Here is a 10538-nt window from a genome sequence, read left to right as displayed (position 1 = left end):
GTTCCTCCATGGATGCGGCGGTCTGCGCCAGTGCGCTGGCCTGGTTCTCGGTGCGCGCGCTCAAGTCCTGATTGCCCTCAGCAATCTCGGCGCTGGCGGTGGACACCGATTCACTGCCCTCGCGCACGGTGTGGACCACCTCGGTCAAGCCGCTGCCGATGCGGTTCATGGCGTCCATCAGTTGGCCCAGCTCGTCCTGGCGCGGACTGCGCATGCGGACACTCAAGTCGCCCCGGGCCAGCGCCTCGGCAAGGCTGCGGGCGTGCACCAAAGGCTGGATGACCGTGCGACGGATCAGCAGGAACAGCACGCCGGACACCAACAGCACCATGACAACGCCCATGACGCCATACAGCAGACGCTGGTCGCGCACATCGGCAGTGACCTCGTCGACATAGGTTCCACCCACCACCAACCACTCCCACCCCGGGAAGTGGGCAAAAGCGGCCAGCTTGTCTTGGGGGCTGGTCTCGCCTTTGGCTTCGTTGATGAACGGGTAATAGATCGTGCCGTTCTTGCGCTCGAGCATGTCCCGGATGAACTCACGCCCATCGGCATCCTTGCTCTCCAAAGCGGCGCGTCCCTCGGCCGTGGGATGGATCACCAATTTGCCGTAATTCGCACCCGGGCGCGAATCCAGCACGAAGAAGTAGCCTGTTTCGCCGATCTTGAGACTGCGGATGGTGGTCCTGAGTTGCTCCAGATAGATGCTGTAATCCAAGCCGATGAAGCTCAAGCCGATGATTTGGCCTTGGGCATTGCGGATGGGGTCGTACTGCGTGATGTACGGTTTGCCGAACAGCGTGGCAGGGCCGGCGTAGGTCTGGCCCTCCAACGTGGCCTTGTAACCCGGGTGATTGCGGTCCAGCAAAGTGCCAATCGCGCGCGCGCCCTCTGCGTTCTTGAGTGAGGTGGTGACGCGAATGAAGTCCTCACCTGTCTTGGCGAAGACGGTGGCCACGGCGCCCGTGCTGGCAGTGAATCCATCCACCACCTCGAAGTTCATGTTGAGCACCCTGCCGTCCAAACGCAGCGTCGGGGCGGGTTTTCCTGCCACTTCGGTGATCGTGGCTGCATCCAGGGCCAGCTGTCCAGCCAAGCGGCCTTGAAACACTTTGGCCAGGGCGGCTGCCCGCAGGCGCAAGTCCTTGTCGGACGCGTCAATCAAGTCGACGATCAGACGTGTCTGCGTATTGAGGTGCTGTAGCGCTTGACGCTCAACGGAGCGCATCAGGGTGTAGCTGATGGCAATGACGAAGACCAGCACCACCGCGCTGATGATGACAAAAATGCTGGCGGACAGCCTCGTGGACAGGCTCATGTTGAGCCACCGCGCCCGGAACCCGTGAGGTGCATTCATCGCGTCGACTCCTCATGTACAAATGTAACAATTGTAACTTCCCGGACTCGCCCGCGTGATTTTGTCGCTTATTTGGGTTTTAGAGAACCTATTTCTTCATCAACTCCAGACAGGAAGAGCAATCTTGCGCAATTCGGCGCGCCGAACCTCGTAATCGGGCATCACGGAGCGCACCGTGGCCCAGAAACGCGGACTGTGGTCCATGACCCGCAAATGGCTCAATTCATGCACCACGACGTAATCGATGACAGGCAGCGGCATGTGCATCAGACGCCAGTTCAGGTGGATGCGGCCATCGCTGCTGGCGCTGCCCCAGCGCGTGCGGGCATTGCTCAGGGCCAACTTGCGCCATTGCACCTGCAGCAGCGGTGCATAGTGGTCGAGCCGCTGCGCGAACAGCGTTCGCGCCTCTTGCGTGAACCAGGCCTGTACCGCGTCGCGGATGTGCTCGGTGGACGCATCGGCGGGCAGGTCAAGACGCAAGGTGCAGCCGATCTCGCCCGAGGGCATGAGGCCCTCCTTGTCCAGCACAGGCGCGGTCATGCGCTGAGTCCTGCGGCGCCCCGACTGCGCAAGAGCGACGGCGGGCGCGGCAAGCTGCGCGGACGCCTCCGCCGCTGGGGAGTCCGCAAAGATCAAGGTCAAAGGCTGCCCCAGCCATGGCAGCACCGTGCCCGCGCGCCAGGCCACCTTGGTGGCCTGCGCTTGCGCCTGTCGCGCCTGCATCTCCTGGAGCTTGCGCACGATCCAAGCGGCTTTTTCCTGCAGCACGGCCTCCACTTCATGTAGCGGCGTCCAACGCGGTGCGCTGACGGTCAAGCCCGCCTCGCCCACGGCCATGCCGATGGTGCGACGCCGGCCGCGCTTGAATTCATAGGCCACGGCAACGTCGCCCAAGCGGGTCTGCCGGTTGGCGCGGGGATGGGTGAAGGCCGACCCCAGGAGATCGGAGGAGTTGAGATCAGGACGCGTCACAGCCCCAGTCGGTCCCGTCGACCTTGGATCTGCGCCTGTCCGCGGCCCGGGGCTGGGTGGCACAGGCGCCTTGAGGGACGGTGCAGGCAAGGGCTCGGCGTGCGGCCCGTCTACGAAATCCAGGGCGAGTTGCAGAAGTCCGCGCATGGCGGGTGCCAGCCTGAACGGCGTCAGGCCCCCGGTTTGGCGGGGTAGGCCTCGGGGTCCAACCGCTGCATCTGGCCTTCGATCCAGTCTTCCACTTCGCGCATGAACTCAGCAGGTTCACGGCCCTGGCTGGGAATGGGTTGGCCGATCACCACGTCCACCACGCCGGGACGCTTGAGGAAGGCCTTGCGTGGCCAGACCTTGGCCGAGCTCACCGCGATGGGCACCACGGGCGCGCCGGTTTCGATGGCCAGGCGTGTGCCCCCGGTCTTGTAGACACCTTTCTCGCCGCGCGGGATGCGGGTGCCTTCGGGGAACATGATGATCCAGACACCCCGCGCCAGCAGGCGCTTGCCCTGGGCCACCACCTTGTTGAAGGCCTCGCTGCGCTGGGAGCGGTCGATGTGGATCATGTCCAGTCGCGCCATCGCCCAGCCGAAAAAGGGCACGTACAGCAACTCCTTCTTGAACACGAAGGCCAGCGGGTGCGGCATCAGCGTGGGGATCAGAAAAGTCTCGAGCGTGGACTGGTGCTTGACCAACAGGATGGCTTGGCTGGTCTCGCCCTGCGGCAGGTTCTCCATGCCGGTCACGCGCACCTTGATGCCCAACAACACGCGCGCGCCCCGGATCGCCAAGCTCAGCCAACCCACGGCCAGCCAGTACATGGGGTTGGCGCGCAGGAAGAGCGAGGCCGTGAGCATCATGATGGCCCAAGGCACCACGGTGACCAGCATCCAGAGCGCGTGCAACACAGAACGCAGAAAGATCATCTCGAAGTCCTCGTTAGGTATCAGTCGCCGTGCGCTGGGCTCGCCAGTTCGTTGTCACGCGCGATCAACCAAGCGGCAAACGCGGCCAAATTCTCGTGCACGCGCGTGCTGGCCGGGAAGTTCGTGGGCAAGCCCTGGCCCGCAGCCAGCGGTTCACGCCAAGCCTCGCCTTTGCCGGTCAGCACCAGGTGCGGTTCGCAGCCCACTGATGTGCCCGCGATCAGGTCGCGCGCCGTGTCACCGACCGTGGGCACGCCTTGCAAGGAGACGCCGTAACGCTCGCCGATCTGCTCGAACAAGCCGGGCGCGGGCTTGCGACAGCGGCAGGCCTGCTCGGGCCCGTGGGGGCAGTAGAAAATGGCCTCCACCCGACCGCCCGCCGTGGCCAAGAGCTTGTGCATCTTGGTGTGCATGGCATTGAGCGCGGCCACGTCGAAGAGACCGCGACCCAAGCCCGACTGATTGGTGGCGACCACCACATGCCAGCCCGCGTGGTTGAGCCGGGCGATGGCTTCCAAGGCACCGGGCAGAGGCACCCACTCCGCCTCCGACTTCACATAGTCGTCGCGGTCCTGGTTGATCGTGCCGTCACGGTCCAGGATCACGAGCTTGAGGGCGCTGTTGGGCATGGCGTGGTGGGGTTTGGGTGGCCGCGAGGCGGGTGCAGTGTCTGTTGCCTCAAGCCGCCAAGCGCGACAGATCGGCCACGCGGTTCATGGCCTCGTGCAGGCTCTTGAGCAGGCCCAGGCGGTTGGCGCGCAGCGCCGCATCTTCGGCATTGACCATCACGCCATCGAAGAAGGCGTCGACCGGGGCCTTGAGCACCGCCAGTTCGCGCAGGGACGCGGCGTACTCGCCATTGGCGTAGAGGCTGTCGGCCAGCGGTTGCACGCTGTGCAGAGCGCCGTGCAGGGCTTGTTCAGCCGGTTCCTTGAGCAATTGCGCGTCGACCTTGGCGACCACCGTGCCTTCGGCTTTTTTCAGGATGTTGCCGATGCGCTTGTTGGCGGCGGCGAGGGCTGGCGCCTCGGGCAATTGTGAAAAAGCTCGAACCGCACTCAGCATCTTGGGCACAGTAGCCAACCCGATCCAGCGGCCGGAGCCGACTACAGCATCCACCTCCGTCGTTGTAAAGCCCTGCTCACGGCAATAGCCTTCCAGTCGTTCCGCCATGAACTGCAGCACGTCCGTGCCCGCGTTGCTGAAACCCTTCTCAAACCCTCCAATGGCCAAGTTAACCAGGTCATGAGCCGACAGCGGAAGCTGCTTTTCAATCACCAGTCGGATCACGCCTAGCGCATGACGACGAAGGGCAAACGGGTCCTTGTCACCGGTCGGTCTTTGACCGATACCGAACAGCCCCATGAGCGTTTCCAGCTTGTCGGCCAAGGCCACCACGAGACCTACGGTGTTGCGCGGCAGTTCGTCACCGGCAAAGCGCGGCTTGTAGTGGTCTTCAATCGCTTGCGCGATCTCCTCGCCCAGGCCATCGTGGCGCGCGTAATAACCGCCCATGATGCCCTGCAGTTCGGGGAACTCGCCCACCATGTCGGTCAGCAAATCGGTCTTGGCCAGACGTGCGGCGGTATCCGCAGCCGCCACCAGCTTGGCGTCGCCCAACTGTTGCGCGATCGCCTTGGCGATGGCGCGCACGCGTTCCATGCGCTCGCCTTGCGTGCCCAGCTTGTTGTGGTAGACCACCTTGCCCAGGCCTTCGACGCGAGACTCCAACGTCTTCTTGCGGTCTTGGTCGAAGAAGAACTTGGCGTCGGCCAGGCGCGGGCGCACCACGCGCTCGTTACCGCCGATCACGGCGCTGGCGTCGGCCGGGCTGATGTTGCTGACCACGAGGAACTTGTTCGTCAGCTTGCCCGCCGCATCGAGCAGAGGGAAGTACTTCTGGTTGGCCTTCATCGTGAGGATGAGGCACTCTTGCGGCACGGCGAGGAACTCTTTTTCGAACTCACAGACCAGCGCATTGGGGCGCTCGACCAGGGCCGTGACTTCGTCCAGCAAGGCTTCGTCCTCGATGGGACGCACGCCGCCGCCCACCTTGGCGGCCGCCGCAGAGAGTTGGCGCACGATCTCGGCGCGGCGCTCAGCGAAGGAGGCGATGACCGCACCGTCCTCGCGCAGGGTCGCCGCATAGCTGTCGGCATCCTTGAGCACGACCACGTCCTTCTTCGCCTCGAAACGGTGACCGCGCGTGCTGTTGCCTGCTCTCAAGCCCAGCGCCTGGACAGGCACCACGGTGCTGCCGTGCAAGGCCACCAGCCCATGCGCCGGACGAACGAAATTCACGCTGCTCCAGCCAGGCAGCTCGCAGTCGGTTTCGAGCTGGTAGCTCATCACCTTGGGGATGGGTAGCTTGGCGATGGCTTCGTCCAGCGCCTTTTGCAAACCAACTTCCAGCGTGGCCCCGGGCACCACGCTGTCATAGAAGAGCGCTTCGGCCTTGCCGTCGGGCGCGCGCTTCAGCGCGGCCACGGCCTTGGCAGCATCGGACACGTCCGCGCCCAAGGCCTGAAGTTTCTTGAGCAAGGCGGGCGTGGCCTGGCCCGCCGCGTCCAGGCCCACGCTCACCGGCATGAGCTTTTGCTGCACGGCCTTGTCCGCAGCCTTGTCCGCCACCGCCGTCACATGCGCAGCCAGGCGGCGCGGTGAGGCGTAGGGAGTAACGGTGGAGTCCGCAGAAGTCAGGCCCTGGGCCTTGAGCTGGTCCAACAAAACGTTAGAAAAAGCCTCACCGAGTTTTTTGAGCGCCTTGGGCGGCAGCTCTTCGACAAACAGTTCGACGAGAAGGTTGTTCATGCTCATGGTTTCAGGCGGCCTTCTTCTCAGTCATCTTCTCGATTTGCGCCACCCACTCGCGCGGCGCCATGGGGAAGCCCAAGCGCTCGCGGCTGTCGTAGTAACTTTGCGCGACGCTGCGCGCGAGGTTGCGGATGCGACCGATGTAGGCGGCGCGCTCGGTCACGGAGATCGCGCCGCGCGCGTCGAGCAAGTTGAAGCTGTGCGCGCACTTGAGCACCTGCTCATAAGCGGGCAAAGCCAGTTGTGCTTCCATCAAGTGCTTGGCCTGCTTCTCGTGCGCCGCGAAGGCGGTGAAGAGGAAATCGGCGTCGCTGTGCTCGAAGTTGTAGGTGGATTGTTCGACTTCGTTCTGCTTGTAGACGTCGCCGTAGGACAAGCCCTCGGTCCACACCAGGTTGTAGACGTTGTCCACGCCCTGCAGGTACATGGCCAGGCGCTCCAAGCCGTAGGTGATCTCGCCGGTGATGGGCTTGCAGTCGATGCCGCCCACCTGCTGGAAGTAGGTGAACTGCGTCACCTCCATGCCGTTGAGCCAGACTTCCCAGCCCAGACCCCAGGCGCCCAGCGTGGGGTTCTCCCAGTCGTCCTCGACGAAGCGGATGTCGTTCTTCTTCAGGTCAAATCCCAGGGCTTCGAGCGAGCCGAGGTAGAGCTCCAGGATGTTGCTGGGCGCGGGCTTGAGCACGACCTGGTATTGGTAGTAGTGCTGCAGGCGGTTGGGGTTCTCGCCATAACGGCCGTCTTTAGGGCGGCGGCTGGGTTGCACGTACGCGGCTTTCCAGGGCTCAGGGCCGATAGCACGCAGGAAGGTGGCGGTGTGCGAAGTCCCCGCGCCGACTTCCATGTCATAGGGCTGCAGGAGAGCGCAGCCTTGTTTGTCCCAATAGGACTGCAAGGTGAGGATGATTTGCTGGAAGGTCAACATGGGTGAACAGGCGGTGGCCTCGCAGTCCATCGCTGGCTAGCAAGGCATCAAGGGGCGGCCAAACGGCCAAGCCCGTGATTTTACGGTTCCACGCCCGCCGTGGGCGTATGCCTCGAACGACCACGCCAAACCGCCCAGGACAGCACCAGCAGACTCAGGATCCAGAGCGGGCTCAGCCCGAAGGCCGCAACCCAGCGGGCGTAGGGCGTGAGCCCGGTACGACCTTCGACCTCCACCGTGAGCACGCCCCGGGTGTGGGGCGCGAGCATGGCACGCACCTGGCCTTGGTGATCGATCCAGGCGGTCGCACCGGTGTTGGTCGCCCGCACTACGGGGCGCGCGAACTCCAGGGCGCGCATGCGGGAGATGTGCAGATGCTGGTCCACCGCCACCGTGTCACCGAACCAAGCGATGTTGCTCACGTTGACGAACACGGTCGGCGCGGTTTGGGCGTCTTCGAAACGCGCGCCCAGCTCCTCACCGAACAAATCTTCGTAGCAAATGTTCAGTGCCAGACGCTGGCCCTGCCAGGCGAAAGAGGGTTGATTGAGGTCACCGCGGTTGAAGTCACCCAGCGGAATCTGCATCATCGCCGTGAACCAGCGAAAGCCCAGGGGAATGAACTCGCCGAAAGGAACGAGATGGTGCTTGTCGTAGCGGTAGGCATGCTGGCCTGGTGCCAGGCCGACTACGGAATTGGTGTAGCCGTCACGGCCATTTCCCAGCGGAAGTCCGATCAATGCAGCCGACGTACCATCGCTCGCGTACCGCAGAACCAGTTGCGACCAGTAGCCCACAGGCAGATCCTGTGGCAGCAGCGGCAACGCCGTCTCCGGCGCAACGACCAGGGCGGCGTCCTGCGGCGCTTGCATCAGATGTTCGCCGTACCAGCGCAGGGATTGCACGACACCGGTGCCGGGTTGGAACTTCTCGTCCTGGGGAATATTGCCTTGCAGCAGGGCGATGCGCAGCGTTCCGGTCGATTGAGTTTCCAGGGGCCACCATTGCTGTTGGACAAGGGGAAGACAAGCGACCACAACCAGTGCCAGCGCAGCCTTCACGACATTGCGCAAAGCGCTCGCGCCAACCACCCACTGTCCTCCCTGCGCCGCACCCGCGATGTGCCGCAGGATATAGGCCAGCATCATCGCAAGCCACGCCGATACCGCGGTAATGCCATAAACCCCTATCCAAGGAGCGTACTCCGCCAGCGGCCCTTCGACATGCGCATAGCCCGCGCCAGCCCAGCCGAACCCGGTGAACCAGCGTCCGCGAGCCATTTCTGCCATCAGCCAGAGCGCAGCGAACAGCAGTGCATTTGCGTAAGGGCGACGCGGCCCCAACTTCTTGGACAGATGGCTATAGAGAACACAGGCGACGGCAAAATACAACGCCAACGCCCCCGACAATGCCAGCACCGCCAGCACCGCGAGGGCGGCGGGCAAGCCGCCATACCGATGCATGGCGATGAACATCCACCAGAAGCTGCCCGCCAGCCAAGCAGTGGCGAACAACCACCCGATCAAGGCAGACCCCCGAAGATGCCGCATGGACGCAAGCGAGCCAGGCAACGCGTCACGTGACAACAGCCAGGACAGCAACGTCATGGACAGCACTTGCAGCCAGGGTTGCGGCTGGCCGCCCCACGGTGAAGCGATGGCCATCGCCTGCAACCCGCCTGCAACGACGGCCAGGCTGGCGTTCAATGCCGTGCTCACGCGCATGGCGCGGCCATCAGGCATTGGGGCGACTGTCGGCGGACGAGGGCACGGGGTTGACCTTGAACCACCTCACCGCGCCGCCCTTGGTGTGCAGCACGGTGAACCTCAGTCCGGCGATGACATGCTGTTCACCTCGGCGAGGGACATGGCCCATTTCGTGCGCGATCAATCCCCCGATCGTGTCGAAACTTTCATCGGGATCGCTGGACAGGATGTTCACGTCAAAGGCCTCGTTGACGCGTGGTATCGAGGCGCTGCCACTGACGCGGTAGGTCTGATCCGCCAGACCGAAAATATCGCCCTCATCTTCAGAGATGTCGAACTCGTCCTCGATTTCACCAACGATCTGTTCCAGCACGTCCTCGATGGTGATGAGACCCGCGACGCGGCCGAATTCATCGATCACGATGGCCAGGTGGTTGCGCGTTCCCCGGAATTCCCGCAGAAGATCGTTCAAACCCTTGCTCTCGGGGACAAACACCGCGGGTCGCAGCAGAGCCCGGATATTCAGTTCGGGAGCGCGCTGCAGTTTGAGCAGGTCCTTGGCGAGCAAGATGCCGATGATGTTTTCTCGTTCGCCCTCATAGACCGGAAAGCGCGAATGCGCAGCGTCAATCACTGCGTGAAGCAACTCCGGGTACGGCGCATTGATGTCCACCAAATCCATGCGGGGGGCGGGAACCATCACATCCCCCGCGCTTTGATCAGCCATGCGCAACACGCCCTCAAGCATGAAGCGGGATTCGGCGCCAATGAGCTGTCGATCCTCGGCGTCGGCCAAGGTTTCGATCAATTCAGCCGTGGAATCTGGCCCCGGATGAATGAATTCGGCGATTTTTTTCCAGAGAGTGCGCTTGTCATCCTTCTCGGAGAAACGCGCAGGGTAAGGGTCAGGCACTGATGCGACGCACGAGGCGGAAGTTAAGAAGCCTATAGGATAGCGGAGATGCGTGATGCATCGAAGAGGCCGCCAGTGGCGCAAGATGCTTCGATGCGTCTTCCGCGCAGCCGTGTGCACGTTGGCAATGGTTTAGCGCGTTCGCTGCCTTCTCATGAGCCAGATCGATGGCGGCCCTCCCGAACGCCACGCCGGACATCTTGCAAATCCGACAGCAGATTCCAAAATTGCCGGGCTTGCATCTTGAGTCTGTAGTCAGCCTGCGCCAACTGCTCTTCCAACAACTCCGTCACCTGTGTCTCGAACGTCGCTGCGGGAAGGCGCAGGTAGGCCTCAGCCTCCGGACCGTCGTATTCGACGGTGGCACCGGCTTTACGCGCGATGCTCAGCATGATTTTGTTTTCGCTCAAAGCGTGGATGAACATCAGCTGCACCCCGGAGTTACGGGCATGCAGCATGGCGCGCGCAAACAACTTGCCGCCGTAACCATGCCCACGAGTCGTAGGTAAGACGGAAACCCCAAATTCAGCGCAGGCGTCATAGCTGCGGTCGACGGAGTGGGCAAGATGAGCCATGGCAACCAACTTCAAGCGCCAGTTGTAGATGCCGAACACCACATCACGCTCGAAATCCAACGCATCCACATAGGCTCGGATCTGCGTGTCGTTGGCCGCATATCCGAAACGGAGGTAGCGATCGTGAGAGTCCAAGGCTAACAGATGCTCGGCTATGCGATCGCGATGGCGCGCACTCAGACGACGAATAATGGCCCACCAAGGCCGCCTGGCCTTGGGCCTGCGTTGCGCAATATCGCTATCCAGCGTGGAGGCCATGGTGAGTTACTTTACGAGCATTCGTGATTTTCACCAAGCTCGGTTTGAGCACACCATTCTTCGACAAGTCCGAAGCGACTTAAACGCTCCAT

The 10538-nt window shown here is 62.9% G+C and carries 9 protein-coding genes; all 9 read right to left on the bottom strand.

What is annotated here, in order from left to right; genetic code table 11:
- The coding region (locus ACLBKS_RS16390; protein WP_410193877.1) for a methyl-accepting chemotaxis protein at positions 1-1360 on the bottom strand (1360 nt) is incomplete at its 3' end.
- A gap of 99 nt (positions 1361-1459) precedes the next feature.
- Entirely contained in the window at positions 1460-2482 is a 1023-nt protein-coding gene (locus tag ACLBKS_RS16385; RefSeq protein ID WP_410193876.1) for a M48 family metallopeptidase, read from the bottom strand.
- A 23-nt stretch (positions 2483-2505) separates the two neighbouring features.
- Complete coding sequence (locus ACLBKS_RS16380) at positions 2506-3255, bottom strand: lysophospholipid acyltransferase family protein (RefSeq protein ID WP_410193875.1); 750 nt, start codon at positions 3253-3255, stop codon at positions 2506-2508.
- 20 nt (positions 3256-3275) lie between these two features.
- Complete coding sequence (gene gmhB / locus ACLBKS_RS16375; protein ID WP_410193874.1) at positions 3276-3884, bottom strand: D-glycero-beta-D-manno-heptose 1,7-bisphosphate 7-phosphatase; 609 nt, start codon at positions 3882-3884, stop codon at positions 3276-3278.
- Between the two features lie 49 nt (positions 3885-3933).
- On the bottom strand, positions 3934-6072 hold the full coding sequence (gene glyS / locus ACLBKS_RS16370) for a glycine--tRNA ligase subunit beta (protein ID WP_410193873.1): 2139 nt from the start codon (positions 6070-6072) through the stop codon (positions 3934-3936).
- 4 nt (positions 6073-6076) lie between these two features.
- Positions 6077-6994, bottom strand: a complete 918-nt coding sequence (glyQ, locus tag ACLBKS_RS16365; protein ID WP_410193872.1) for a glycine--tRNA ligase subunit alpha — start codon at positions 6992-6994, stop codon at positions 6077-6079.
- Between the two features lie 80 nt (positions 6995-7074).
- Positions 7075-8736 (bottom strand): apolipoprotein N-acyltransferase, encoded by a 1662-nt coding sequence (lnt, locus tag ACLBKS_RS16360; protein WP_410193871.1) that lies wholly within the window; start codon positions 8734-8736, stop codon positions 7075-7077.
- The gene (locus tag ACLBKS_RS16355) at positions 8729-9613 is read right to left on the bottom strand and encodes an HlyC/CorC family transporter (RefSeq protein WP_410193870.1); all 885 of its coding nucleotides are present in this window, start codon (positions 9611-9613) and stop codon (positions 8729-8731) included. Before ACLBKS_RS16355 ends, lnt begins: the two co-directional genes overlap by 8 nt.
- 152 nt (positions 9614-9765) lie before the next feature.
- Entirely contained in the window at positions 9766-10446 is a 681-nt protein-coding gene (locus tag ACLBKS_RS16350) for an N-acetyltransferase family protein (RefSeq protein WP_410193869.1), read from the bottom strand.
- Between the last annotated feature and the right edge of the window lie 92 nt (positions 10447-10538).

It is taken from the genome of Hylemonella sp. W303a (assembly GCF_046452315.1).
Lineage (GTDB): Bacteria > Pseudomonadota > Gammaproteobacteria > Burkholderiales > Burkholderiaceae_C > Hylemonella.
Note: the sequence above shows the minus strand (reverse complement) of the source record. Positions and strands in the feature narration are given on the sequence as shown.

What these genes read in the sequence shown, in the direction of transcription:
- gmhB (WP_410193874.1), bottom strand. Translation starts at nt 3,884, where the DNA reads ATGCCCAACAGCGCCCTCAAGCTCGTGATCCTGGACCGTGACGGCACG.
- glyQ (WP_410193872.1), bottom strand. Translation starts at nt 6,994, where the DNA reads ATGTTGACCTTCCAGCAAATCATCCTCACCTTGCAGTCCTATTGGGAC.
- lnt (WP_410193871.1), bottom strand. Translation starts at nt 8,736, where the DNA reads ATGCCTGATGGCCGCGCCATGCGCGTGAGCACGGCATTGAACGCCAGC.
- glyS (WP_410193873.1), bottom strand. Translation starts at nt 6,072, where the DNA reads ATGAGCATGAACAACCTTCTCGTCGAACTGTTTGTCGAAGAGCTGCCG.
- ACLBKS_RS16380 (WP_410193875.1), bottom strand. Translation starts at nt 3,255, where the DNA reads ATGATCTTTCTGCGTTCTGTGTTGCACGCGCTCTGGATGCTGGTCACC.
- ACLBKS_RS16385 (WP_410193876.1), bottom strand. Translation starts at nt 2,482, where the DNA reads ATGCGCGGACTTCTGCAACTCGCCCTGGATTTCGTAGACGGGCCGCAC.
- ACLBKS_RS16350 (WP_410193869.1), bottom strand. Translation starts at nt 10,446, where the DNA reads ATGGCCTCCACGCTGGATAGCGATATTGCGCAACGCAGGCCCAAGGCC.